We start from the raw sequence: 26,513 nt of genomic DNA, 5'->3' as shown, positions 1-26,513 counted from the left end.
TCTACGGAAGGCTGGTAGCCGGGGCGTACTGAACATTTACGCTGGTCTGTATATCCTCAATGCGGTGTAACCGCCATTCCTGAAAACGCCTGAATAATTAAAAGGTGAGATAGTGCTTGAGAACAAAACTATCTGAGGGCTAAGGGCTGCTGCGGCGGCCCGAAGAACAGCGTTACTGGAAGCGGTTGGCTTTATCACGGGCCAGCCTCTCCAGCGAGAAGATCACCTGCTGCAGCTGACGTTCCTGCCCGGCATTCATGGTGACAAAACGGAAGCTGAGACGGGGAGTCACCACAGTTTCATTTTTATTGCCCACCACACTGCGTTTCCCGACGTTGATCAACTGCGCATCCACTTCAAAACGGCCATATTCACCCAGCTCCACGCGCAATTGCCTGAACTGTTCTCCGCCTTTCAGACCAGCTGGTACGGTAGAGTCACCCAGCACGCCAATCCCGCCCAGCGATAGATCCTGCAGACGCATCCGGCCTTCGCCGCTGCCGTCCGGCCAGTTCACGTAGCAGTAAAAGACCGGATCGAGTGGGGCAGAGACGCGGAAAAACTCGCGGCGCTGGATCATCCACAGCAAGTCTGGCAGGTCGGCACCAAACGCAGGCAGCCCGTCATGGCTGGCGGCTTCAAGTGAGGTGAGAGCAAACTCCACTTTTGCACCGTGCGTTTCCGCCGTCAGATACAGCTCCTGAGCCTCCAAAGCCAGCTGGTTGTCGTAGTCATTGCTGCCGTAATCGACCACCAGGCGGTCCTGGTCGGCGGAGAGCAATTTGGTAATAAACTGTCCTCTGCTGTGTGAAACCATCACTGGCGTTTCGTTCTTCAGCAGATTCTTCAAAACGCCCAGCACGGCCAGCGGGCCACGCTTGAGGTACTGTTCTTTATCTTCTTCTTTCACATTCGACTCCAGTTGAATGTCAAAAAACGCGCTGTCAGCGGTGACAGGACGAATTATCGGCAACGCGGCGTGAGCCTTTAGACTTGTCTGAAAAAAAGTTTGGATTCAAATCACAGAGTTATAATCCTGGCCTATACTAATGCCGTCTTAACAGGAAAAATAAAGGAGCAGTAAATGGGTATTTTGTCATGGATCATTTTTGGTCTGATCGCCGGGATCATCGCTAAATGGATCATGCCTGGTCGTGATGGTGGTGGTTTCATCATCACCATGATCCTGGGGGTGGTGGGTGCCGTGGTGGGTGGCTGGATCAGTACCTTCTTTGGCTTCGGAAAGGTGGATGGCTTCAACTTTGGCAGCTTTGTGGTCGCCGTGATTGGCGCGATCGTGGTGCTGTGGATCTACCGCAAAGTCAAAAGCTGACGAACCCGAAATAAGAAAAGGGAGGCAATAGCCTCCCTTTTTTACGTCTGAAGATCAGAAATCATAACCCACAGTGGCAATGACTGTACGCTCAGCACCCCAGTAGCAGTAGCCTGTACCGTAGCAGGCAGAAACGTAATCACGATCGGTCAGGTTGTTGGCATTAACCTGCACGAACGCGCCTTTCAGGCTGCTATTCCAGGCACCCAGGTCGGCACGCACGGAGGCGTCGAACAGGGTGACAGAAGGCAGGCGAGTGGTGTTTTCATTATCCGCCCACTGTTTGCCGATGTACCGCACGCCAGCCCCGACGCTGATCCCGTAGTCGAACTGGTATTTCGCCCAGGCCGAAGCCATGGAGTCCGGGGTAACGTATGGCGTGTGGCCGTCGTTACCGTCCACGGAATCTTTGTAGCGCACGTGGTTCAGCGTGTAGTTAGCAATGGTGCTCAGACGCGGAGTCAGCTGGTTGCGGGCTTCCAGTTCCACGCCCTGTGAATGGACTTTCCCGGCCGGTTCGTAGTAAGAGCCCACCACCACGCGGTTGCCGACATCTTTCTGCGTCAAATCGTAAAGCGCGATGGAGTACATGTCAGAAGTTCCCACCGGCTGGTATTTCACACCCGTTTCATACTGCTCAGAGGTGGTTGGCTTCAGCAGATTACCGTCTTCACCGGACAGTGACTGCGGGGTGATCGCCTGACTGTAGCTGGCGTAAGGTGAAATGCCGTTATCAAAGGCATACAGCAGCGCGGCACGGCCACTGACGTGGTCATCCTGACGACGATATTTGGTACCGAAATCATAGTTATCTGTCTGCGAAACAATGCGGTCATAACGACCGGATACGTCCAGATGCCATTTCTGCCACGTCATCTCATCCTGCAGATACACCCCGGTCTGATAGTAGCGACGCTGCGAATCAAAGAAGGTGTAGCTCTGACGCGGGCCGATCGCTTCACCGGTCAGGGCGTTCAGCTGGTTAGCGTAACCGCTGGCATCGCTCAGGTCATTTTTGTACTGATGGTATTCCGCACCCAGCACCACTTTATGCTCCAGCTCGCCGGTGGCGAAGTCCGCTTCCAGCTGATTATCCAGGGCGAAGGCATCCAGTGAAGAACGGGAGCCGGAGTAGTAGCGGTTCAGCAGATCCGGGTTAGTGGTGTCCCAGCCAATCTGATAGACCTGATCGAGGTCGACGTTTGAGTGCGAGTAGCTGGCGTTTGAGCGGAACGCCCAGGTGTCGTTGAAGCGGTGAGCGAATTCATAGCTGTAAATCTGCTCATTACGCTTGAACTGATCCAGCGAGCTGTCGCCGTCATAGAAGCCGGTGCTAAGCCGACGGCCGTTGTGTTCAGTAATGCTGCCGTCACCCGGCACCGCGCTGTGGTAACCGCCTGAAGGATCTTTCTGCAGATAAGCGCGCAACAGCAAAGAGGTATCCTCGTCCGGCTGCCAGAGCAGGGAAGGGGAGATAGCGTATTTCTCTTCGCGGGTGTGGTCATATTGCGTGTTGCTGTTGCGGGTGATGCCGGTCAGGCGAAACGCCCACTGATCGTTGATCGCATTGGTATAATCAAAAGCCGCGCTGTTGGTACTGTTGGTCCCGGTAGAAGCACGGAAGTGGCCCTCCTGGGTGAACTGCGGACGTTTGGAGGTTTCCATCACCAACCCGCCAGGCACGGTCTGACCATACAGGGCAGAAGAAGGCCCTTTGATCACGTCGATGCGATCGAGGAACCACGGATCGACCTGCAGCACGTTGTAACTGCCCGGATCGCTCATCAGGCGCAGGCCGTCGAGGAAGATATTGTCAACATCGCCACCATGGAAGCCACGCAGTGAAACGGTATCGTAACGGCTGGCTGCACCGGCAAAGTTGGTAAAGGCACCGGCGGTATAGTTCAGCGCCTGGTTTACGTCCAGAGCGCCCTGGTCTTCCATCTGCTGGCGGGTTACCACGGAGACGGACTGGGCGGTAGTGATCAGGGGACGATCGGTCTTGGTCGCGCCTTTGCTGGTTTTTGCAGTGTAACCGATGGTCGGTGTGGTCGCCGTTTCTGTTGGTTGAGCGGTTACCACCAGGGTATCAGCGGCAAAGGAGAGGGCTGGTGTGGCAAGCGCGATGGCGCAAAGCAGAACGGAACGCTTCAGGGTAAAAGCCATTCTCATTGTCAAATCCCTTACAAATAAATGCGAGCAAAATAGATCCGCCTGCGCAGGGGAACAGCTGAAAGACGCGCAGTTAGGTAATGTAAAGATTTATGATAATCTCAATGAGAATTATTATCTTTTCGTTAACGTGTTTCAAGCATTGATTTTGCTTATATATTCACCTGGAAAGATAAGGGAATTATCAGGGTGGGCTAATTTGGGCGGCAACGGAGTGCCGCCAGAGGATTACTGACCTTTGGTGATATCACCGACGTTATTACAGGTGACCCCTTTCGGACAGTAGAGGTCCATCAGTTTCAGCGTAACGCCGTTGGTCCAGCCGAATCCGTCCTGCAGTGGATATTCACCGCCGCCGCCTCCGCCCAGGCCTTTGCCTTCAACAACGTATTTCTCCACCAGCTTGTGTTGTTTGTCATAGGTGGTCTGCACGTTGTTCAGGAAGCGCATGCCAATATCTTTTGCCAGCGTCTGTTTGCCATAATTATTCAGCCCTTCGACAGCTGCCCACTGCAGCGGTGCCCAGCCGTTTGGCGCATCCCACTGTTGCCCGTTGTTATTGGTGGTGGTGACCAGACCGCCTTCTTTCACCAGCTGTTTCTGTACTGCCGTCGCGGTTTTGGCTGCTTTATCCTCCTTCGCTACTTTCAGGTAGAGCGGGAACAGGGTGGCAGCGGTCAGCTGCGGGCGTACAGCGGCTTTCTGCCAGTCATAGTCGGCGTACCAGCCTTGCCTGCTATTCCACTGATAGCGATTGATCGCATCCTGACGCTTTTTCGCCAGCGCGTCGAAACGCTGGCTGACCTCGTCGTTCTTCGCCAGCTTGTTGGCATGGGCGAGAGTCTGCTCAAGATGGAACATCAGCGAGTTCAGATCGACCGGCAGAATAGTGGTGGTCTGAATGGTGGAGAGGTCACCCGGCTTGGCAAACCAGCGCGAACTGAAATCCCATCCTGAAGCCGCACCGGCACGCAGATCGCGATACAGCTCTCCTTTATTACGCTCAGTGACATTTTTCGCGTTGGCGATGTCATCCATATAAGATTCCGTACGCGGCACGTCGCGTGCATCCCAGTAGCGGTTAAGCAGGGTGCCATCTTTCAGCTTCACCACGCGCTTGCTGGCTTCGCCCGGTTTCAGCTTATCAGCATCCGCCATCCAGTAGTCGTACTCTTTTTGCAGTTCAGGCAGATATTTGCTGTAAGCGCTGTCGCCCTCATGCTGCGCCAGCAGATCGACCATCATGCTGAAGAACGGCGGCTGGGACCGGCTGAGATAGTAGCTGCGGTTACCGTTAGGGATATGGCCGTATTTATCCAGCAGCGAGGCGAAGTTCTCCACCATATCCTGCACGCGATCCCAGTGGCCGCTCTCGGCCAGGCCCAGCATGGTAAAATAACTGTCCCAGTAATAGACCTCGCGGAAGCGGCCGCCCGGCACGACATACGGTTTCGGCAGCGGCAGCAGCGAATCCCACTGGTTAGCCTGGCTCGCTGAGCGCGTCAGTACCGGCCACAGACCATCGATGTGTTCCCGCAGGCTCTGCCCGGCTGGTGGCACATATTTTTCGCCATCCGCAGGCAGGGTGAAGTTGGTGTCAACGAAATGACGCAAATCGAAATTGCGCTGCTTCTTCTGCATCTGCCAGTCAGCCAGAATGGAGGAGGGATTACTTTTCGGAATGGCATCAGCAAAGGTTTTCTGGTCAGGGAACAGTTTTGCCGCCTGTACCTCATGGAAGAGAGGCCCTAAACGGATATCAGGCGGCTGCGGCGCATCGCTCAGCATGTGCTGCTGTTGTGGTTCGGCGGCCATGACATAACCGGCCTGTGCCAACGCGGCAACCAGTAAGGGCAGCGCCACAACGGTTTTCCATTGACGTTTTTCGACTCTCTGCATTAGTAGTTCTCCATGTCCGGATCCGGTGATCCGTAAGTTATTGACCCTGAAACAAACTTTAGACGAGATTACGCCTGCCGTCCGCTGTACTGCCGGGAAATGTGAAGCAGTCAGGGTTTTTAAGTCAGGCAAAACAGCATCAAACTGCCCTGAGGCTGCACCAGAAAATGATCCCCCTTGCACCGTTGTGGTGATAATTTCACCGCTCATTCTCTGTGCAATACCGCGCAATGGCAGGCAAAGCCTTGTCAGGCAATTAATTAATTAGTTATTTAAAAAATGGCACAGGCATTGCAATTCTGTTGGCAGGAACGTACGAGCAGTGTGACCGGCAACGTTCTGATTCGCTTATTGCTTTTTTTATCATCAGGGCCTTCAGGCGACACGCCTTCTTATCCGGAGTTAAAAGCATGAGAATGAAAACACTGTTGTTAAGCGCCATCACCGCCTGCTCCCTTGGCGCTTTTTCGCTCTACTCCTCTGCGGCTGATAAACCGCTGGCGATGGATGCCGCACTGCACGCGCAGTTACCCGAAAAAATCCGCAGCAGTAAAACCCTCAATCTGGTTACCGATGCGCACTATCCACCCTGCGAATCCTTCGCTGAAGATAACAAAACCATGGTCGGCTTTGAGCCGGATCTGTGGGACGCGCTGGGCCAGGTGCTGGGCGTGACGGTGAAACCGGTCTCAATCGACTTTGCCGGGCTGATCCCGGGCGTGAAAAGCGGTCGTTTTGATGTGGCGATGGAGTGTATCTCCGACAGCCTGGAGCGTGAAAAACAGGTGACGTTTGTGAACTACGCCTATGCCACCAGCGAGGTGTACACCCTGGCGACGGAAAAAACCATCAAAGACGATCCGCTGACGCTGTGTGGCCTGAAGGTAGGCCTGCAGACCGGGACTGACTTCGAGCACGCCATTAACGAAATCTACTCACCTTACTGCATCAAAAACGGCAAGCCGGATATCCAGAAAGTGACCCTGGCTTCCGCTGATGCGGTACTGCTGGCGCTCTATTCCGGTCGCGTTGATTTTGTCCTTAACGATGCCGCTTCGGTGGATGACATCAAGAAGAAAGCGCCGAAGCCAATCCGCACCGTCAACATGCCATTAATGCCGAAATACTACCTGGGCATCGTGGTCGCGCATGAGAACAAACAGCTGGCCGATGTGCTGCAAAAAGCCCTGACCGTGCTGGTAGAGAACGGCACCTACGACAGGGTGATGGACAAATGGAACCTTGGCCCGATGAAACTGGAAAAACCAGGCATCAACCTGACCAGTACTAACCCGCTGTAATGGTTCAGCTGACGGGTGACAACAGGCTGCACTGCGATGTGCTGGTTGTTGGCTCTGGTGGTGCGGCATTAAGTGCCGCACTACGCAGCGCGGCAGCAGGATTGTCGGTGATTATCGCTGAGAAGTCCGTCTGGCTGGGCGGCACCACCGCGATGTCCGGTGGCGCTACCTGGGTTCCGGCCAATCATCATGCACGGGCGGCAGGGATTGCCGATTCATCGCAGGAGGTGATGCGCTATCTGACAGACAGCGCACCCGAGGGGTGGGAAGAGACAGAATCTGCGCTGTGGCAGGCATTTGCCGACAGCGCTGGTGAGATGCTGCAGTTTGTTGAACAGCATACGCCACTGCGTTTTGCACTGACATCTGAAGGCGATCCGCTGGCTAACGTCGGCGGGGCAATAAAACAGGGCAGGATGGTGGCACCATTGCCACTGCGGGCCAGCGTGCTGGCGGAGAAAAGCTGGAAAATACGGCCTTCGCCGCTGCCGCAGCTCTACACCTACCATGAAACTATCGGGCTGGATATCTGGCATCACCCGCTGCGGGAAAGCCTGCGGATGGCTCCAAAGCTGGCCTGGCGGGCACTAACCCGCACGCGAACCAAAGGTGCAGCTCTGGTCACCGGCCTGCTGGAAGGTTGCCGCAGGCTCGGCTGCCGGATTGAAACCGATGCGCGGGTGGAGAAGTTGTTAACCAGCGGCGATAGCCGGGTTACCGGTGCACTGCTCAACCAGCACGGCAAGCTGCTGCATGTTACCGCTGCACGGGGTGTGGTGCTGGCCTGTGGCGGATTCGAATGGGATGCACAACGGCGCACGGAGCATTTTCCTGGCAGCACGGATTTTATTGCCAGTCCACGGAGCAACAGCGGCGATGGGCATCGCATGGCAGAGGAAGTGGGCGCGGAGCTGGCGCATATGGATCAGGCCAATATCGGCGGCGGTATCCCGGCCCGCTATCTGGGAGAGCCATACGGCCTGTCAGTGTTCTTTCAGTATGAACCGAATGCCATTCTGGTTAACCGGCACGGCAGGCGGTTTGTTAACGAATTCACATTTAACCTTGGCGAGGCGCTGGATGCGCGGGACGAGAGCGGAATGCCTGCTCATCTTCCGGCCTGGATGATTGCCGATGCCGGTCTGTTAAGCCGCTCTCCGCTGCTGCGTTATTACGCCTGGCGGACACAGGGCTGGCTGCGCAAGGCTCATTCGCTAAGTGCGCTGGCAGCAGAGATTAATCTGCCTGAGGTGGTATTGCAGGAAACGGTCAGCCGGTTTAACGGTTTCTGCCTGCGGGGAGAAGACACTGATTTTCAGCGTCATCTCTCGTCGGCGCATGGCAAAAGCGATAAGCGGCTGCGCGGCGGTCTGCTGCCGATTGAGACCGGGCCGTTTATCGCCATACCGTTTAACCGGACGTTTCTGGCGACCAAAGGCGGCCCGCGCACGGATGAGTATGGCCGGGTGCGACACCGTGACGGAAACATTATTCAGGGGTTGTTCTGTGCGGGCGTGGGAATGGCCAATCCGATTGGCACCCGCGCGGTTGGGGCAGGTACCACCCTGGGGCCGAATCTGACCTGGGGCTATATTTGCGGCCGCACCCTGGCGCAGGGCGTTATGCAGGAAACTGAAAGCTATCCGGAGGTGCAGCAATGCACGGGTTAACGGGAAAAACCGCGCTGATCACCGGCGGCTCGAAAGGCGTCGGGCTGGCTATTGCGCAAACGCTGGCCAGTAATGGCGTCAATATTGCATTACTTGTCAGGTCGGACAGCGAAGCGGCAGAGCACGCCGTGAACCTGCTGCGCGGACAGGGAGTGAGAGCCGGTTTCTGGCTGGCAGACATGACTTTACGTACGGAGGTCACCGCAGCCGTACAGGCTATAAGCGAAGAACTGGGCGGCATTCAGTTGTTGATCAATAACGCAGGTGCCACCGCTCAGGCTCCGCTGCTTTCACTGGCGGACGAGCAGTGGCAGAAGGTGGTTAACGCCAATCTGAACGGCACGTTCGTGGTCAGCACTGAAGTGGCCAGACGGATGAAAGCAGGCGGCGTGGTGATCAACATTGCCGGTGCCTCTGCGCACCGGTGCTATCCCGGTGCGGGTGCTTATGGTCCTTCGAAGGCAGCGATTGTGAACCTGACCCGGCAGATGGCGCTGGAATGGGCTCCGCTCGGCATCCGTGTCTGCGGTGTCAGTCCGGGACCGATCCGCCCGGCGGATTCCGGCTGGCAGCAGCAGGAGCCGGAGCTGGCCGACGAGGTGACGCGCCTGCCGTTGAAACGGGCAGGTACGCCGGAAGAGATTGCGCAGACCGTCTGTTTCCTGGCATCACAAGCCGCCAGCTACATTACCGGACAGATGCTGGTGGTCGACGGTGGCGGGGCCAGTACCTGGTATATGACGCAGTAACCAGTAAAGGGGAAAGCTATGACAGCAGCAGGCACGGTGGTGGAAGCCCACCAGGTGCGGAAATCGTTCAGCGGCGTTGAGATCCTCAAGGGCGTCGACCTGACTATTGGCAGGGGAGAAGTGGTCTGCCTGATCGGGCCTTCCGGCTCGGGTAAATCAACCTTTCTGCGCTGCATCAACCATCTGGAAAAGATTGACGGCGGGGCGCTGTATGTCGATGGCGAAATGGTCGGTTACCGGCGCGAAGGCGATCGCTTATACGAGCTGAAAGAGGCCGACGTGGCGCGAAAGCGGATGCACATTGGCATGGTGTTTCAGCGATTTAACCTGTTTGGCCATATGACCGCGCTGGAAAACGTGATGGAAGCGCCGGTGACGGTGAAAAAGATCCCAAAAGCTCAGGCCCGCCAGGAAGCAGAGGCGCTGCTGGATCGGGTCGGGCTGAGCCACCGCTATCACTCTTACCCTTCGGCGCTGTCGGGCGGTCAGCAGCAGCGGGTAGCGATTGCCCGGGCGCTGGCGATGAAACCGACGCTGATGCTGTTCGACGAGCCGACTTCTGCTCTCGATCCCGAGCTGGTGGGTGAAGTGCTGGACGTAATGCGCAGCCTGGCAGAAGAGGGCATGACCATGGTCATTGTCACTCATGAGATGTCTTTTGCCCGCGACGTGGCGTCAAAAGTGGCGTTTATGGACAACGGCGCGATAGTGGAGACCGGGGCGCCGCAGGCGATATTCAGTGCGCCAGCCCATCCGCGCACGCGGGATTTCCTCACCAGAATTTTGTAATCGTAAAAGCGGGTAAAGGCGTTGACTTCGCTTATCTGCGGTGTTAATTAATCAATTAATTAATTCGAATTTCAGTACGGATCCACCATGCGTAACGAAAAGAGAATCGCCATGACCGATAACCAACAGGCGCTGCAGGACAGCAGGCTGAGAGCCACCAGAGAGAACCCGTGGCCGCACGATGATGTGAAAGTGGTTCCTTCGCGCTATTACGGACGCTGGATCTCCGCTTTGGTGATCGCCGCGCTGATCGGTCTGGTGACCGAATCGATGATCACCAACGAAAACTTTGGCTGGACAACGGTCGGCAAATACCTGTTTTCGCCGACCATCCTCAGCGGGCTGGTAACCACCAGTTGGCTGACGCTGGTGATTATGGCGCTGGCCATTGTGCTGGGTGTGCTGATCGCCGTGATGCGACTGTCATCCAATCCGCTGCTGGTGGGCTTTAGCGGCGGCTGGATCTGGTTCTTTCGCGGCACGCCGGTGCTGGTTCAGCTGATCTTCTGGTACAACCTGGCCGCGCTCTATCCGACGGTGAACATCGGCATTCCCGGCGTCTTCTCGCTGTGGTCTGGCAGCATGAATGACCTGATCACACCATGGACTGCGGCGATTTTGGGGCTGGGGCTGAATGAGTCCGCGTATATGGCCGAGATTATCCGCGCCGGGATCTCTTCGGTGGATGATGGCCAGCAGGAAGCGGCGAGGGCGCTGGGTATGCGTAAAAACCAGTACCTTAAGCGGGTCACCCTGCCGCAGGCGGTGCCGTTTATCATTCCGCCAACCGGGAATCAGATCATCGGTATGCTGAAAACCACTTCGCTGGTCAGCGTGATCTCCCTGTCGGACCTGCTCTATTCCGCGCAGGCGATTTATTCAAGAACTTACGAAAATATCCCTTTATTGATTGTTGCCTGTATCTGGTATCTGGTCGCCACCACGCTGCTCAGCGCGGTACAGACCCGCATAGAAAAACATTACAGCAAAGGCCGGGTGCGTTAAGCGCACTCAATAACTGTTTTTGACCGGGGAAGAACATGAGGCTGGGTTTATTCAACTTAATGTCTTTCAAAGATAACGCTGGCGGGTTGCAGGGCGTTATCCGCGATACGCGAGAGATGATCCAGGTGGCGGAGGCGATTGGCTTTGAAACGGCCTGGTTTGCCGAGCACCACTTTACCAACTACTCAATCAGCGTGTCGCCGCTGATGATGGCGGCGCATATGGCGGGCTACACCAGTCGCATCAGGCTGGGCACGGCGGTGATCGTCCTGCCGCTGTACCAGCCGATGCGGGTGGCACAGGAGATCGCGCTGGTGGATCGCCTGACCGAAGGGCGGCTGGTGCTGGGGATCGGCAGCGGCTATCAGGCCTGGGAGTTCGACCGTTACGGGCTGGATGTGGAGGCACGTACTGAACAGCTGCTGGCGCACTGGCAATTTGTCAGCGATGCGCTGACCGCCGGAAAAACCGTCTCTGCCAGCCGTTCCGGCGCGCCGCTGTATACCGATTTTCTGCTGGATACGCTGCAGCAACCGTTGCCGCCGCTGTATGTCACCTCCACCAATCCGGCGGTACTGAAGGCCTTTGAACCCTGGCAGGCGACGCCGTTTATGACTGCCGGTTACCGCGGGACGCACAAACTGCGCCAGATGGTGCGGGATGCCCGCGCTGGCTGGCAGGAAGCGGGGCTAAACGGTGATATGCCGGTGGCCGTGCAGCAATATATTCACGTCACTGACAGCCGCAGCGAAGCGCGCGCAGCTGCCGGGCGGGCGATGTTTGTCGCCAGAATGATTGCGGCGCTGCAGGGCAATACCAAGGTGACCGGCGAGGCGTTTATCGAAGCGACGCCGTTTGCCGGAGAGCCTTCTCCCGACCAGGTCTGCGACAATCTGATGTTTGGCGACGCCGAAACTGTCGCTGAACGGATCATTAGCGAAGTTCGCGCTATCAAACCGAGTCACTACAACTGTTTTTTCCAGTTTGGCGATATGCCGCTGGCGCAGGCGCGCCGTTCTCTTGAACTGTTCGGCGAGCGGGTTCTTCCGTTGCTGGAAGCCGAACTGGGTAAAATCACCGTTGATCTCAATCCTGCCATGGCCCGCTGAGGATGAATGTTATGCACAATGAACAGAAAATTGATTGCCGTTTTGATGATGGTGAGGCGATCGCCCGCCGTATCCTGTCCCAGCAAAGCGACAATGCGGCACGGGCCGAGACGCTGCCAGCGGATGCTTATAACAGTGATGATTTTTATCGTCTTGAAGAGCAGAAGGTGCTGCGTGAAGACTGGCTGTTCGTCGGCCATTTAGGCCAGTTGCCGAATGAAAACGACTACTTCACGATCGATGTGGTGGGCGAGCCATTGCTGATTATCCGTAAAGGTGAAGGCGTGCGTGTGATGTCCAATGTTTGTCTGCATCGCTGGGTGCCGATCGCCAGTGGCAGCGGTAATGCAGTGGTGTTTGTCTGTCCATTCCACAACTGGAGCTATGACACAGAAGGCCGGCTGACCGGGGCGCCATCTATGCAGCAGGCCGAGGATTTTGTACGCCAGGACTGCCAGCTGCCGCAGATTCGCCATGAAATCATCGCCGGAATGATTTTCGTCACCTTCTCCGCCAGCATCGGTTCGCTCAGCGAACGCTTTGGCGACCTGCTGCCGGTGCTGGACAAGTATCACCTCGCGGAGCTGGAATGCGCCTTTACCCTCGACTACGACTGCCCCTTTAACTGGAAGATGGCAGTGGAGACCTTTATCGAATGCTACCACCATGCCGGGGTGCACCGTACTACGCTGGAGGACAGCTTTCCGGGCCGTCTGACCTGGATAGGCGAAGACACACCAGGCTGGACGGTGTGCCATCAGCCGCTGCGCAAAAGGGGCGAACTCAGCGAAATCCTCACCGAGGGGCTGGTGCCTTTTGACGGGCTGGAAGGGGAAGATCTGCGCCGCAGCGATCTCTATCTGCTCTATCCGACCTGCCTGATGTCGCTGAATCCGGATCGCGTCACCATCAATGTGATCCTGCCGATGAGCAAATCGATGTCGCAGTGGCACCGTGTGGTGCTGGTCTCGAAAAAGGCCGCTGCACGGGAAGATTTCCCTGCCACGATTGAGCGGATGCGCAACGGAGTGTTAACCATCGTCGCGGAAGATCTGGAAATTAACGCCGAGCAGCAGCGTGGTAGCCGTTCGCAGCTAGCCAGGCCAGGACGACTGAGCCATCTGGAAACCTCTATCTGGCACTTTGCCAATTATCTGAAACGTAAACTGGCGGTATAAGGACTCAATATGAGAACGCTTAAGCTGGGCCATTCCGGTCTGGAAGTCTCTGCCCTTTGTCTGGGTTGCGTGACCTATGCGCCGCCTGAGGCCAGCGGTTATAGCTGGACCTTCGATGAAGAGCAGAGCCGTACATTTATCAAAAAATCGCTGGAATTGGGGATTAACTTCTTCGATACCGCGAATATCTACGCCAAAGGCGCCAGCGAAGAAGTACTGGGGCGGGCGCTGCGGGATTTTGCCAACCGCGACGAGGTGGTGATTACCAGCAAACTGTATAACCCGATGCGACAGGGACCGAACAGTAAAGGGCTGTCGCGTAAGGCGATCTTTGCCGAATGCGACCACAGCCTGCGTCGCCTCGGAACTGACTATATCGATCTCTATCAGATCCACCGCTGGGATTATGAAACACCGCTGGAGGAGACGCTGGAAGCGCTGCATGACCTGGTGAAGGCGGGCAAGGTGCGTTATCTCGGCGCGTCGTCGATGTATGCCTGGCAGTTCAGTAAAGCGTTACAGGTGCAGAAGTATCACGGTTGGGCGCGTTTTATCGCCATGCAAAACCATCTTAATCTGCTGTACCGCGAGGAGGAACGCGAAATGCTGGCGCTTTGCGTCAGCGAAGGCATCGGGGTCACGCCGTGGAGTCCGCTGGCGCGGGGGCGTTTGACCCGTCCGCTTGAACAGCAACAGAGCAGCGAACGCGGCGGTAAAGATTCCTACGCCGACTTCCTTTATCGCGCAACGCAAGATGCTGATAACAGGGTGATTCAGGCGGTGACCGATGTCGCCGCAGCACGCGGCGTGTCGCAAGCGCAGATCGCGCTGGCCTGGTTGTTTACCCGCCAGGCCGTGGCCGCTCCGGTGATTGGCGCGACTAAATTCCTTCATCTTGAAGAGGCGGTCGCCGCCAGTGAACTGACCCTTACTGCGGAGGAGATCGGCCTGTTAGAAGCGCCGTATGTTCCGCATCCGATCGTAGAACATACCTGAGGCAGAGTAATGATGAAAACAGCCGGACAGATTGCAGAAATTAAAGAGTCCCTGAAGCAGAAAGGCGTGGAGTATTGCATTGGCGCCTGGGTGGACATTCACGGTGTGCCGAAGGGGAAAGTGGTGCCGATTGAGCACCTGAGCCACATGGCCGCCGGGTCGGAACGTTATACCGGTTATGCGCTGGATGGCCTCGGCCAGTTGCCGAATGAGGATGAGCTGACCTCGGTGCCGGATCTTGACCATATCATCCAACTGCCATGGGAACCGAAGATTGCCTGGATGCCCGCCGATAACCACTTCCAGGGGAAGCCATACGACCTCAACACCCGCGTGGCATTACAGAACGTGCTGAAGCAGGCTAACGAGGTGGGCTTTGGCTTCAATCTGGGGATCGAGTGCGAAATTTACCTGCTGAAGCGTGAAGAAGATGGTTCGCTGACGGTACCGGAGAAGGACAACAAGCTGACCAAACCCTGCTACGACCTGCAGGGCTTTGTTGACCAGTTTGCCTGGCTGGACAAAGTTTCCGGCACTATTAATGCGCTGGGCTGGGATCTCTACTCGCTGGACCACGAAGACGGCAACTCGCAGTACGAGTTCGACTTCAACTATGCCGATGCACTCACTTCCTGCGACCGTTTTATCTTCTTCCGCTTTATGGCCAAGCACTACGCCAAAGAGCTGGGGCTGGTGGCGACCACCATGCCTAAGCCGTTTGCGGACAAAACCGGCACCGGCGCGCACTTCAACATGTCACTTTACGATCTGAAAACCGGCAATAACCTGTTTAAACATCAGCCGGGTAACCAGGACGATCCGTGGGGGCTGGGGCTGAGTGAAACCGGTTACCACTTTATTGGCGGACTGCTGAAGCACGGCCGTGCATTATGTGCCGCATTCGCACCCACGGTGAACAGCTACAAACGTCTGGTGCGCCAGGGCGCGATGAGCTACTTCAGCTGGGCACCTGTGTTTAACTCCTGGGGTTCCAACAACCGTACCAATGCGGTCCGCGTTCCGGCTGGCGGCGGGCGCTGTGAATCCCGCAATGCCGACGGTGCGGTGAACCCGTATCTGGCGGCAACGCTGGCGCTGGCAGCCGGGCTGGAAGGCATCCGCGAGAAGATTGACCCGCGTCAGCCGAATGAAGACAACCTCTACGCGATTGGCGAAGAGGAACGTAAGGCCCGCGGGATTGATTTCCTGCCACAAAACCTGCTGGAAGCGGTGGAGGCTTTTGACAGCGACCCGTTTGTGGAAGCGACGCTGGGCAAGGCGCTGAAAGACGAGTTTGTGAAATACAAACTGCAGGAGTGGAACAGTTATCACCTGCACGTCAGTCAGTGGGAAATCGACCGTTACAGCACGATTTTCTAGGATGAACGGCGGCCAGACTTTAGCGCTGCGGGTCACGCAGCGCAGGGAGACGGGCGGCGTATTGCTGCTGGAGCTGCAGTCGGCCGGGGGCGGTTTGCTGCCGCCTTTTACCGCCGGGGCGCATCTCACGCTGCAACTGGGTAACGGGCTGGCACGGCAATACTCCCTGTATAATTCCTCAGCGGAGCAGCATCGTTACTGTATTGCGGTGCTGGTCACCCGCCATTCGCGTGGTGGTGGAAGCTGGTTAAAGGAAAATGCACTGCCTGGCACAGTGCTTACGGCAAGCCCACCGCTGAACAGCTTTCCTCAGGGAAAGGGGGACGATCCGCTGTCACGGGCAACAACCGGCCCGTTGTCGTTTGAGGAGAATGGCATTACGCCCCGGTTGTTGCTGGCTGGTGGTATTGGTATCACTCCGCTGCTGGCGATGGCCGAAGTTTGCTCCCGCCAGTTTGCATTTCACTACGTCGGACGCAGCGATACGCTAAGTGCTTTTGGCAGCATGGAGCATTTCGGCTTACAGGCTCATTCGGCGATCGATGAAAGCCTGTTTACCGGACTGACGGCGAAGACGGAAGTGTATCTGTGTGGCAATGGCGCATTTATGCAGGCTGCTCGTGAGGCGCTGGCTGCCCGGGGCGTGGGCGATGAGCGGATTTTTGCTGAGTCATTCTCGCTGGCCTTACAGGAGGATGAGCAGGGATTCTGGCTGAAAATTGCCGATGAGGATCGCCGCATCTGGGTAAATGGTCAGCAGACGATGGCCGAAGCACTGATCGAAGCGGGCTACGAGGTGGCGATTTCCTGTGGCATTGGGCAATGCGGCAGCTGTGCGTTGGATATTGTGGAAGGCGAGGCCGATCATCGTGACACTTACCTGACAGACGAGCAGAAAACGGCACAGCGAAGGGTGATGCCGTGCTGCTCGCGGTCGTTATCGCCGGTTTTGGTGATTGATGCCCCGGAGTAGATTTTGATTTACGCCTGAAGCGGATTGGAAGGTCGGTGTTGGTAAGGTCACAAACGGATCGGGGATCGGTGTTAGTAAGGTCACAAACGGATTAGGGATCGGTGTCGGCAAGATGGAACGCATCCGGGACGCCGTAAACCCGTCCATGGGGGCTTGATTGCCGCGTCCATGCGGCAAACACCCGGCTGTGTTCCACCTTACCGTCCCCACAAACTTCTGAGTTGTGAATGAGGGAAAAGAACAAGTACAAGAATAAGCATAAAAGCAAAGATAATGGCGTGTAAGATACTGATAAATTTTGATAAAATTTTCAGGTGGTTTCTCTTCACAGCGACGCTGAAATTTATGACAGGAGGGGATAGCAGGATAAGCGGACTGTGTAGCGCATGGACGCGCTACTCAAGCCATCAGGGATGATTTCACGGCGTGTCCGTGTTCCTGCTATCCCCTCTGGCGAACACCGGACGTTCAGCTATTCAGGAAGCAGACTTCACCAGTGTAACTGTTCAGGCAGCAAGTTAGTTACCTGACGCAAGAATACCAGCGACTACCGGGGTTCCAACTGTTCGAACACAAACTCGCGCATCACCTGAATCGCATGTTTGTATTTAAAGGTTGGGAACATCACGTTGCGGAACAGCACGCCGTCGAGGAAGGTTGAGATCAGCATCGCCATATCGGCCGGGTTCACCTCGCGAAACTGCCCGCCAGCAATGCCTTCCTTGATGGTATTTTTGAGGATCACCGACTCCTTCTCGTAAAACTTTTTGATCGCTTTATCGATAGAAGGGATACGGCCATTGGTGCTGGAGTAGTCGAGGCTGATTTTTGCCAGCTTTTGCAGCAGATGGAACTGCAGAATGTGGATTTCAATCCACAGAAACAGAATCTCTTTCGGGCCATTTTCGCTGCCAATCACGCTGTCGAACTTGCGGAAGGCATTCTCCACGGCGGTTTCAATCACCTTAATGAACAGGTCTTCTTTTGAGCCGAAATAGTAATAGATCAACGCCGAATTCAGCCCGGTGGCGGTGGCAATATCTTTAATTCTGACCGAGGAGTAATTCTGGTGCGCAAACAGCTCGAAGGCAGACGACTGCAACAGCTCGGCCACTTCGCTCTGGGATTTTTTGGCCTTCCTGCCGGTTTCACTGGTGGAACGTTCCGCTTCCTTCATCTGGTCACCCTTATGGCGTCTGCGCTAAGCCCGGTAAATTAAGTTAACTAGTTAATTAATCATATCATATTCAGAGGCAGAATCCGCATGAACCAACATGAAATTCATTACCTCGGCGACCTTGATTTACAGCACGGTGGCGTGCTTGAGCAGGCGGCGATTGGCTGGCAGTCATTTGGTGAACTAAACGTCGCGCGGGACAATGCAGTGGTGCTGTTCAGCTACTACACCGGCACGCACCAGAGCTACTATCCGCTGATAGGTGAAGGCAGAGCACTGGATCCTGCCCGCTGGTATATCGTGCTGATCAACATGTTCGGTAACGGCGTTTCAACCTCGCCCGACAATTCACTGAGCCAGCCTGGCAGCCGCTATCCGCAGGTGACGCTGATCGACAATATTAATGCCCAGTATCAACTGCTGATCACGACGCTGGGGATTAAAAAAATTGCCCTCGTCAGCGGCTGGTCGATGGGCGCGATGCAGGCCTGGCACTGGGCGGCCGCCTGGCCGGAGCGGGTGAATAATTTGCTGGCCGTCTGTGGTTCCGCCCGCTGCTGGCCGCTGAATTATGTTTTCCTCGAAGGGGTGAAGGCCGCGCTGCAGGCCGATCCACTCTGGCAAAACGGACAATATACTCAGCCTCCCTTACAGGGGCTGGCGGCTTTTGGCCGCTGCTATGCAGGCTGGGCTTATTCAGCACAATTTTATCGCGAACAGCTATGGCGGCGGCTGGGGTTCGACAGCCAGCAGGCATTACTGGATGACTGGTGCGCTGACCACCAGAGCTGGGATGCCCACAATCTGCTGGCGATGCTTTACAGCTGGCAGCAGGCAAACATTGGCGATCTGCCTTGCTATCAGGGCAATCTGCATGCCGCACTTGAAGCCATAACGGCGCGCACGATTGTGATGCCTTGTGATACCGACAGCTATTTCACGCTGGAGGAGGGGAAGCTGGAGTGCGGGCGGCTTAAAAACGGCGAGTTCCGGCCCATTATTTCACCGTTCGGCCACTGTGCCGGGGCACCGGGACGTTTTGCAGAAGAAACTGCTCAGATTGAACAGGCAATCAGGGATCTGCTGGGATAACAGGCCGGTCAGTAACCGGCCTGCCGGGCATCAGTCAATAATGCTCAGTTCCACCACCCGGCCCTGATCGAACCAGGTTTCCAGCCCGGTAACGCGCAGTTCCAGCGCACCTTCCACCACTTCCCCAATATAGGAAATTGGCAGCGGTTCCGCTGCGGTATCGTCGCCATACACCACGCAGAACTGCTGGCGCGGGCTGTAATAGCAGACCGCACCGGTTGCTTCGCCATACTGCTCGCGGCGCAGCTTGCCAACATCTTCAGTTTTATATTTATTTTCCCAGGGAGCGACAATTGGCATGGTGAAAAACACCATATCGCCAATCAGCTTGCCGTGTTGCAGTACGCTCTTCATCGGCAGCTTTTCACGCAGTACCTTGCACAGGTTGGGGACCTTGTCATCCCACACTTCAATCACGCAGACTTTCTCGCCCGCCACACTCATCTGTAATTTCATGATCTCTCCAGGCTGTCAGGCTTTGACGCGGCGGAAGCCGTCACCCAGCCCCCATGGAAGAATAAAGTCGACCCACATATGCAGGCGGTTAGCCCAGGAGAGGGCCGCGTGCGACAGGCGAACCAGCTCGTCCAGCGTCCGGCAACCGGCAGCGACGCTGACATAAATGTGCAGCAGCTTTGCCGCCTCTGGCAGACTGACAAAATCAAAGAAATCAGCCTTGTAGCCGATGATCTCCTGAATGATCATCTGCAGCGTTTTTAAATCTGCCGCCTCAGGATTATCTTCCGCCACGCGGATCAATCCCCACAGCATCTCGTCAGCCAGCGTACGGGCTTCCCCTTCAGCAAAAATAATGGTGCTGAGATACTGGCCACGTGCACCAGTACCGCGCGGCACTTCGCCCCGGCCCAGCGCGGCGATTTCGGCTGGTTGCTCGAACCAGATTTTTTCTCGTTGCTGATCGAAAAGCGCGATCGCGTCATCAACCGTCATAACTTTTCTCCTGTTATTGGCATTGTCTGAATCCTGCCCGACCTGCGGCATGGTCCCAATTAATTAATTGAGTAATTAAATTTGCAAGGTTTGTGCCAGGCTTGAGTGTAAATTAATCAGTTAATTAACAATGGGTTGCTTTGTGAGCGTCCTGGAGGAGCGATTTTCACGCTGTAAGACAGTGCGCTTGCACCAGTTTGAACAGCAGGAAGTTCCCTGTAGCGGCACACCGGCCTGCCATCACCTTAACGCAAATTTCAGACATCGGGAGCGACTGAGATAATGTGCTAAAATAACGTCAACTCCGCCAGATATTTAAAAATGCTTTTTTTATTGTCTGTTAATGGAATTATCTGGAGTGATCTGGGTTAAATAAAATAACTTACCATTCAATTGATTTTTTTAATTATTTATTTTTTGAGGCTAATTGCTCTTTTCATTCTTATATCGGCAAATAGAAATAATCCTATTTTCTGTTAAGCGCACACTTAAATAAGACATTTACTAATCAAACAGATTAACAATGTATCTGTTTGCTGGTGGCAGGCGATAATTGCAGCATCAAAGGACACGGACTTTTCAGGCAACAGGGAAGCTGACTCATGAATAAACCCACACAGAATATCCTGCACACTGGTGGCGATCCACGTGCATTGCCGGAGTTTATCGCGCTGCGCGTTGAGACGGGAAAACTGAGCCAGACAGGGCGCGGCGATGTTGACTGGCTTCGTGTTGAGCAATTGTGCATTTCGCTGTTTCGGCTCAACGGGATGGATCTGCAAAGCGTGGCCTGGTACACGCTGGCCCGTGCCTGGCGGGCCGGACTGGCAGGGTTGTGCGAAGGATTAGAAATTGCCACCGCGATGATGAAGTATCAGTGGGCCACGCTGTGGCCCAATCCGCTTCCGGCCCGTCTGGCAATCATTACCTGGCTGAGCACCGGACTGCAGCATGTTTTGCTTTCGCTGAAGCTGACTTCCGACGATCTTCCGCTGTTGCAGCGTCTTGAAACCCAGCTCGATCAGAATATTGAGACGCTGGAGAAACTGGCGCAGAAACATTTGTCGCAGCTTGACCGGTTGAAAGTTCAGGTCAGCAGTGTGGTCAACCGTGTCCAGATCCCGCAGCAGTCAGCCACGCTTGCCATTTCGCAGTCTGAGGCAGGTGAGGCCAATGGTGGGCAGATCCCGTCGAACCGCTATGGGCAGGATTTTACCCCGCTGATTTATGTCCCGCGTGATTTAACCAGCTCCGCCCTCAGCGTCAGCTTCAGTTTCTGGGAGCGCAGCCGCGCCTTCTTTGCCGGAATGTTAGTGATGGCGTTGTTCGGGTCAATGGCACTCTGGGGCTATGAACTGATGCAGCCGGAACCCGGTAAGGCGCAGCAAATTGCGATGCTGGCACAGCAGATCTCGCCGGAGCAGAGAAAGCATGACGAGAACTGGAAGGAGGCGATGGTTGCCACAGCCTTGCCGCCGGAACAGATGCAGCTGTGGCAAACGGCGCAGTTCAGACTGCAGCGTCTGAATGCCGAGCTGGATTCTCCCGAGTTTCAGCGTACTCAGGTGATGTCGGTGGCTGAACTCAAGGCAAGGCTGATCACCATTCAGCAGCCATTGAACGATCTGGTCCCGCTGGAGGAGTTGCTGCGTCAGTTGGAGAAAAATCCGTATTCGCTGGTGCTGCGGGGAAAAATTGAGCACCGGATTAAGCAGGATCTGGCGCGTTATTCGCTAATCCTGCAGCTTGATGATGAGGAAGAGTAGCAGGAAAGCGCATCCCGGCAGCACCACCGGGATGCAGGGAGGATCAGAACATCATCACCATCCATGGATAAGCAATCAACATCATACCGCCGAGGAAGATTGCCCCGAAGATTGTGCCCAGCCGCCAGTAATCTTTCGTCGGCAGATAACCACTACCGTAATAGATTGGGCTGGGGCCGGTACCATAAGGGGTGATAATGCCCATCACGCCCAGTGAGGTGACCATCATCAGACAGAACACCGGCATATTGATCCCCGGTATTGAGGCGGCGATAGTCAGCGTGGCGGGCAGCAGCGCGGTAGTATGTGCGGTGGTACTGGCAAACAGATAGTGCAGCAGGAAGAAGGCGATCAGCAGCACCACTGCCGAGACCTGCGGATCATATCCCTGCAGCAGCTGGCTGCCTTCTTTGCCCAGCCAGGCGATAAAGCCAACGCGGGCCAGACCATCAGCGAGTGCCACCAGAGTGGCGAACCAGGCGAAGGTATTCCACGCGGGTTTATTACTGGTGATATCGTTCCAGTTCAGCACGCCGGTCCACAACATCAGCACCACCACCAGCATTGCTGCCATCGCCGGTTCAATCCATGCGGCGGCAAAAATCCACATCAGCAGCGCCGAGCAGACAAACACCAGCAGCAGGATCTCATTGCGCGACAGCTTGCCCAGCTTCTCCAGCTCGCTGGTGGCCCAGCGGGGCACCTCATCGTTAACCTTGACTTCTGGCGGGTAGAACCAGTAAGCCAGCAGCGGCATGGTCAGGATCAGCAGCACGCCAAGCGGCAGGAAGGCCAGGAACCAGGTTCCCCAGGAGATTTCAAAACCGATAATGCTTTTCACCAACGCCAGAGCCAGCAGGTTAGGTGCCAGGGCCGATAAAAACATTGAGCTGGTGATACAGGCTGCGGTGATGGCTACCCACATCAGATAGGAGCCGATTTTGCGCGCGCTCGGATCGTTGGGTTTGGAGCCATACAGCGGCGGCAGGTTAGCGATTATCGGGTAGATAGTGCCTCCGCTGCGCGCGGTGTTGGAGGGAGTGAACGGAGCCAGCAGCAGGTCGGCAAAGGTGATGGCATAGCCCAGCGTCAGGCTGCGCCGACCAAGATATTTCACCAGGATCAGCGCCAGTCGGCGGCCAAACTGAGTTTTGTCATACCCGGCGGCAAACATAAAGGCCCCAAAGATCAGCCAGACCGTGGAGTTGCCAAAACCACTCACAGCCCATTTAAAAGCCTCAGTGGGCATTTTAAATTTCGGGTTGGCGATTTCCGCCGGGCTGAACAGCAGCCACTGGCTGAACAGGGCAATCACCACCACGCCGGTCAGACCGATTACCGCGCCGGGCAGCGGTTCGAAGATCAACCCGACAATCACCCCAACGAAAATAGCAAAGAAGTGCCAGGCATAAGGTTCCAGGCCAGCAGGCACCGGAACCAACAGCAGCAGCACCGCCACCACAATCGGCATGAACAGCATGATCAGACGTTTCTTTTGTCCCGCTGGCGCAGGAGCAGCTTTATTGGGTTCGCTCATAACTGAAGTAGGTTCCATAGTTTATGACAAGTTGATGAGAGTGCGCTGAAGCCCTTATCACTCAGACTACTTATATACGTTAATTTTATTTTTGTTTAAGAGTGGCCTTTTATTCATTAAAGAAATTAATGAGTCGCAACGGAAATATAATGACATTCTGCTGCAAATAATGTGATGGCATCGTAATTATGCTTTTAAGGGGAGAGTTTTACTGGCTCCGCTCGACTGAACCTTCGCCATTCTGGCGGTAAAACCTGAGCAATTTCAACCCTGAAGCCGTCCCAATCCCTTGACTGTAGAACATCTTGATCCAAAAGCCAAATATTGTCTATAACTCTATGAATTACATGTGGTTAATTTTGACGTTAATCGAAAGTTGATTTTTGGAAACCTTTAGTTAACAATTCAGGATAGAATCTTCTGATTATCAGTTAATTACCAATCCTGTTCATCGCAAGTTTATCTCCCAAAACAGTACCGATCGCTAAAAAGTATTATTGGGAATAATCACAGGAAATCGGGCGGTTTAAACAGCGGGAAATATTGCGTCCATAAGAGAGTTCAAAACTATTCAATACTGGAGTAGATCATAATGAATACGCTCACCCCGGTTCTTAATCCTCTCACTCTGCCAAATGGAGCGGTATTAAAAAACCGCCTGTTGATGGCACCCATGACCACCTGCACGGGGTTCTACGACGGTACGGTAACCAGTGAACTTGTCGAGTACTATCGCGTTCGTGCTGGCAGCATCGGCACAGTGATCGTTGAATGCTGTTTTATCGATCCCAAAGGCCCGGCTTTTCCCGGCGCTATCGCCATTGACAGCGACAATAAAATCGCCGGTCTGACCAGAATTGCCGATGCCATCAAGTCTCAGGGCTCCAAAGCGATCCTGCAGATTTATCACGGTGGCAGAATGGTGGAGCCTGAGCTGATTGGCGGCAGAACTCCCGTCGCACCGAGCGCCATTGCCGCTCCGCGTGAAGGGGCCACTACGCCTCAGGCGCTGAGCGGAGAAGAAGTTGAGGTGATGATCACCAAATTTGGTGATGCGGTTAACCGCGCCATCAAAGCCGGGTTCGACGGCGTGGAAATCCACGGCGCTAACACCTATCTGATCCAGCAATTCTACTCGCCCAACTCCAACCAGCGTGATGACCAGTGGGGCGGCAGCCGCGACAAACGCGCCAGCTTCCCGCTCGCCGTGCTGGAAATCACCCATAAAATGAAGGATCGCTTTGCTCATGACTCCTTCATCATCGGTTACCGCTTTTCACCGGAAGAGCTGGAAATTCCCGGCATCCGTTTTGACGACACGATGTATCTGCTGGAGAAACTTGCCGCCCGCGGTCTGGACTACGTGCATTTCTCCGTTGGCCAGCTGCTTCGTCCTTCCATCGTCGATATCCGCGATCCGACGCCGCTGATCACCAAATTTATTGAGATGCGTTCGCCTGTGCTGGCAAAAGTCCCGGTGATTGGCGTGGGTGGCGTGCTAAATAAAGCTGATGCGGAAAGCGCACTGGAGCACGGCTTTGATTTGGTCGCCATTGGTAAAGCCTGCATCGCTTACCCTGACTGGGCCGATCGCATTATCAACAACGACCATCTTGAGCTGTTTATCGACAGCAACAAGCGAGAAGAACTTTCCATCCCTGAACCTCTGTGGCGCTTCTCGCTGGTGGATGCGATGATCCGTGATATGAGCGCCAGCGGCCGTAAATACAAAGCCGGGGTTTATCAGGAGAAAGTGGAAGCCGAGGCGCTGAAGCTGAAGATCAACGTCACGCTGGACACCGACCGTATTACCGACATCATGCTGGTGCCGGACGATACGCTGGACGTGGATTTCACCACCACCTTTGAGAGCCTGCGTACGCGCATGCTGGTGGCGAACAGCCCGCATGTGGATGCCATTACCGGTGCCACAACGCAGAGCGAGGCGCTGAAAAAAGCGGTTTCCCGCGCGCTGGCTACCTCCAGCAAGGAGCACGTTATTGAGGAGGGGGGTAACCCTCAGGCACCGCAAAATTACGATGTTGTGGTGATCGGCAGTGGTGGTGCCGGTCTGGCAGCCGCTATTCAGGCGCATGATGAAGGCGCCCATGTAGCGATTATCGAGAAAATGCCAACCATTGGCGGCAACACTATCAAGGCTTCGGTGGGAATGAATGCGGCCGAAACCCGTTTCCAGAAGCTGAAAGGCATCGAGGACAACAAAGAGCTGTTCTACAACGAGACGCTGAAGGGTGGCAAAAATAAAAACAATCCGGTGCTGCTCAGGGAGTTTGTTGAGCTGGCCCCGGAAGCGGTTGAATGGCTGGATGCTAAAGGCATTGAACTGAACGACATCACCATCACCGGCGGCATGAGCATCGATCGTACCCACCGTCCGGCCGATCGCTCTGCGGTAGGCGGCTTCCTGATCAGCGGCCTGGTGAAAAATATCAACAAGCGTGAGATCGAAGTACTGCTGGAAACCTCGGTCGCCGAGATCCTGTTCGAGAATGGCGCGGTGGCCGGGGTGAAAGTGGTAGATGAATATAATGACAGCCGCATTCTGAATGCGAAAAGCGTTATTGTCGCCACCGGTGGCTTCAGCGCCAACCGTGAGATGGTGGTGAAATACCGCCCTGAGCTGGATGGCTTTGTCACCACCAACCACAAGGGCGCTACCGGTAGCGGGATCGCCATGTTGCAGAAAATTGGCGCGGATACGGTGGATATGGGCGAAATCCAGATCCACCCGACCGTCGAGCAGACCACGTCCTACCTGATCTCTGAAGCCATTCGCGGCGGCGGGGCGATCCTGGTCAGCCAGGCGGGTAAGCGGTTCTATAACGAGATGGAGACCCGTGACAAAGTCTCCGCCGAGATTATCGCGCTGCCAGAAAAAAGCGCCTGGATCATTTTCGACGAAGAGGTACGGCGCAATAATAAAGCGGCTGACGAATATATCGCTAAAGGCTTTGTGATAAGCGCACCGTCACCGCTGGATCTGGCCGTTAAGCTGAACATGGATTCCCATGCGCTGCTGGCGACGCTGGAGCGTTATAATCTCTTTGTTGAGAAGCAGGATGATGAAGACTTCGGCCGGAAAACAGCGCTGCGCCATCCGCTGAAAGCAGCGCCGTTCTACGCGATTCGCGTAGCACCGGGTGTTCACCACACCATGGGCGGCGTGACCATCAACCCGGAAACCCACGTGCTGGATGCGCAGAAACAGGTGATACCGGGGGCCTGGGCGGCTGGTGAAGTGGTGGGTGGGATCCATGGTGCTAACCGTATCGGCGGGAACGCCGTGGCGGACATTATTATCTTCGGAATCCTCGCCGGACGGAATGCCGCTGCTTTCTCTCGCGGTCGGTAGTTTCGGTAAGCCGGTAAAGAACAGTTCCGGGTGCTGTTCGCTTTAAACTTAGCGGAGGTTGTC

Annotated in this window: 21 protein-coding genes; 14 read left to right on the top strand and 7 right to left on the bottom strand. The window is 55.4% G+C overall.

Features of this window, described 5'->3' with window-relative positions; genetic code table 11:
* Window positions 1-172: 172 nt before the first annotated feature.
* Window positions 173-910 carry a flagellar brake protein gene (locus AC3Y5R_RS11665; protein ID WP_489921464.1) on the bottom strand — a complete coding sequence of 246 codons (738 nt, stop codon included), beginning with the start codon at window positions 908-910 and terminating at the stop codon, window positions 173-175.
* A 174-nt stretch (window positions 911-1,084) separates the two neighbouring features.
* Here AC3Y5R_RS11665 and AC3Y5R_RS11660 point away from each other — a divergent pair, with 174 nt between their 5' ends.
* A complete protein-coding gene (locus AC3Y5R_RS11660) occupies window positions 1,085-1,333 on the top strand; it encodes a GlsB/YeaQ/YmgE family stress response membrane protein (RefSeq protein WP_489921463.1) in 249 nt (82 codons plus the stop codon).
* 54 nt (window positions 1,334-1,387) lie between these two features.
* Here AC3Y5R_RS11660 and AC3Y5R_RS11655 read toward each other — a convergent pair whose 3' ends face one another.
* Together AC3Y5R_RS11655 and treA are read right to left on the bottom strand one after the other, a co-directional pair.
* Complete coding sequence (locus tag AC3Y5R_RS11655) at window positions 1,388-3,505, bottom strand: TonB-dependent siderophore receptor (RefSeq protein WP_489921462.1); 2,118 nt, start codon at window positions 3,503-3,505, stop codon at window positions 1,388-1,390.
* Window positions 3,506-3,733: 228 nt separating this feature from the next.
* Window positions 3,734-5,404: an alpha,alpha-trehalase TreA gene (treA, locus tag AC3Y5R_RS11650; protein WP_489921461.1), complete on the bottom strand. Its 1,671-nt coding sequence runs from the start codon at window positions 5,402-5,404 to the stop codon at window positions 3,734-3,736.
* A 410-nt stretch (window positions 5,405-5,814) separates the two neighbouring features.
* On the opposite strand from treA, the gene AC3Y5R_RS11645 reads away from it, so the two are divergent.
* The 10 genes from AC3Y5R_RS11645 (at window position 5,815) to AC3Y5R_RS11600 (ending at window position 16,554) form a co-directional block, all read left to right on the top strand.
* Window positions 5,815-6,705 (top strand): ABC transporter substrate-binding protein, encoded by an 891-nt coding sequence (locus AC3Y5R_RS11645; RefSeq protein ID WP_489921460.1) that lies wholly within the window; start codon window positions 5,815-5,817, stop codon window positions 6,703-6,705.
* Window positions 6,705-8,375 (top strand): FAD-binding protein, encoded by a 1,671-nt coding sequence (locus AC3Y5R_RS11640; RefSeq protein ID WP_489921459.1) that lies wholly within the window; start codon window positions 6,705-6,707, stop codon window positions 8,373-8,375. The genes AC3Y5R_RS11645 and AC3Y5R_RS11640 overlap by 1 nt, the downstream gene beginning before the upstream one ends.
* Window positions 8,363-9,124: an SDR family NAD(P)-dependent oxidoreductase gene (locus AC3Y5R_RS11635; RefSeq protein WP_489921458.1), complete on the top strand. Its 762-nt coding sequence runs from the start codon at window positions 8,363-8,365 to the stop codon at window positions 9,122-9,124. Before AC3Y5R_RS11640 ends, AC3Y5R_RS11635 begins: the two co-directional genes overlap by 13 nt.
* Window positions 9,125-9,142: 18 nt before the next feature.
* On the top strand, window positions 9,143-9,913 hold the full coding sequence (locus AC3Y5R_RS11630) for an amino acid ABC transporter ATP-binding protein (RefSeq protein ID WP_489921457.1): 771 nt from the start codon (window positions 9,143-9,145) through the stop codon (window positions 9,911-9,913).
* 87 nt (window positions 9,914-10,000) lie between these two features.
* Window positions 10,001-10,918, top strand: a complete 918-nt coding sequence (locus tag AC3Y5R_RS11625) for an amino acid ABC transporter permease (protein WP_489921456.1) — start codon at window positions 10,001-10,003, stop codon at window positions 10,916-10,918.
* Between the two features lie 35 nt (window positions 10,919-10,953).
* Window positions 10,954-12,027 (top strand): LLM class flavin-dependent oxidoreductase, encoded by a 1,074-nt coding sequence (locus AC3Y5R_RS11620; protein WP_489921455.1) that lies wholly within the window; start codon window positions 10,954-10,956, stop codon window positions 12,025-12,027.
* Window positions 12,028-12,038: 11 nt separating this feature from the next.
* Window positions 12,039-13,205, top strand: a complete 1,167-nt coding sequence (locus tag AC3Y5R_RS11615; RefSeq protein ID WP_489921454.1) for an aromatic ring-hydroxylating oxygenase subunit alpha — start codon at window positions 12,039-12,041, stop codon at window positions 13,203-13,205.
* 9 nt (window positions 13,206-13,214) lie between these two features.
* Window positions 13,215-14,201, top strand: a complete 987-nt coding sequence (locus AC3Y5R_RS11610) for an aldo/keto reductase (RefSeq protein WP_489921453.1) — start codon at window positions 13,215-13,217, stop codon at window positions 14,199-14,201.
* Window positions 14,202-14,210: 9 nt separating this feature from the next.
* A complete protein-coding gene (gene glnT, locus AC3Y5R_RS11605) occupies window positions 14,211-15,581 on the top strand; it encodes a type III glutamate--ammonia ligase (RefSeq protein ID WP_489921452.1) in 1,371 nt (456 codons plus the stop codon).
* A gap of 1 nt (window position 15,582) precedes the next feature.
* Window positions 15,583-16,554, top strand: coding sequence for a PDR/VanB family oxidoreductase (locus AC3Y5R_RS11600; RefSeq protein WP_489921451.1), 972 nt, complete (start codon window positions 15,583-15,585; stop codon window positions 16,552-16,554).
* Between the two features lie 547 nt (window positions 16,555-17,101).
* Here the strand turns inward: AC3Y5R_RS11600 and AC3Y5R_RS11595 are convergent.
* On the bottom strand, window positions 17,102-17,731 hold the full coding sequence (locus tag AC3Y5R_RS11595; protein WP_489921450.1) for a TetR/AcrR family transcriptional regulator: 630 nt from the start codon (window positions 17,729-17,731) through the stop codon (window positions 17,102-17,104).
* An 87-nt stretch (window positions 17,732-17,818) separates the two neighbouring features.
* On the opposite strand from AC3Y5R_RS11595, the gene AC3Y5R_RS11590 reads away from it, so the two are divergent.
* On the top strand, window positions 17,819-18,823 hold the full coding sequence (locus AC3Y5R_RS11590) for an alpha/beta fold hydrolase (RefSeq protein WP_489921449.1): 1,005 nt from the start codon (window positions 17,819-17,821) through the stop codon (window positions 18,821-18,823).
* Between the two features lie 30 nt (window positions 18,824-18,853).
* Here the strand turns inward: AC3Y5R_RS11590 and AC3Y5R_RS11585 are convergent, their stop codons facing one another.
* Window positions 18,854-19,279: a DUF3830 family protein gene (locus AC3Y5R_RS11585; protein ID WP_489921448.1), complete on the bottom strand. Its 426-nt coding sequence runs from the start codon at window positions 19,277-19,279 to the stop codon at window positions 18,854-18,856.
* 15 nt (window positions 19,280-19,294) lie between these two features.
* Complete coding sequence (locus AC3Y5R_RS11580) at window positions 19,295-19,774, bottom strand: cucumopine synthase-related protein (protein WP_489921447.1); 480 nt, start codon at window positions 19,772-19,774, stop codon at window positions 19,295-19,297.
* 602 nt (window positions 19,775-20,376) lie between these two features.
* Between AC3Y5R_RS11580 and AC3Y5R_RS11575 the strand changes: the two genes are divergently transcribed.
* Window positions 20,377-21,540: a VasL domain-containing protein gene (locus AC3Y5R_RS11575; RefSeq protein ID WP_489921446.1), complete on the top strand. Its 1,164-nt coding sequence runs from the start codon at window positions 20,377-20,379 to the stop codon at window positions 21,538-21,540.
* Between the two features lie 43 nt (window positions 21,541-21,583).
* Here AC3Y5R_RS11575 and AC3Y5R_RS11570 read toward each other — a convergent pair whose 3' ends face one another.
* Window positions 21,584-23,095, bottom strand: coding sequence for an anion permease (locus AC3Y5R_RS11570; RefSeq protein ID WP_158782819.1), 1,512 nt, complete (start codon window positions 23,093-23,095; stop codon window positions 21,584-21,586).
* A 574-nt stretch (window positions 23,096-23,669) separates the two neighbouring features.
* Here AC3Y5R_RS11570 and AC3Y5R_RS11565 point away from each other — a divergent pair.
* On the top strand, window positions 23,670-26,450 hold the full coding sequence (locus AC3Y5R_RS11565; protein WP_489921445.1) for a flavocytochrome c: 2,781 nt from the start codon (window positions 23,670-23,672) through the stop codon (window positions 26,448-26,450).
* Window positions 26,451-26,513: the final 63 nt, after the last annotated feature.

The organism is Erwinia sp. 009765445, assembly GCF_058137865.1.
The sequence above is the reverse complement of the archived record's forward strand: the minus strand, read 5'-3'. Positions and strand labels throughout refer to the sequence as shown.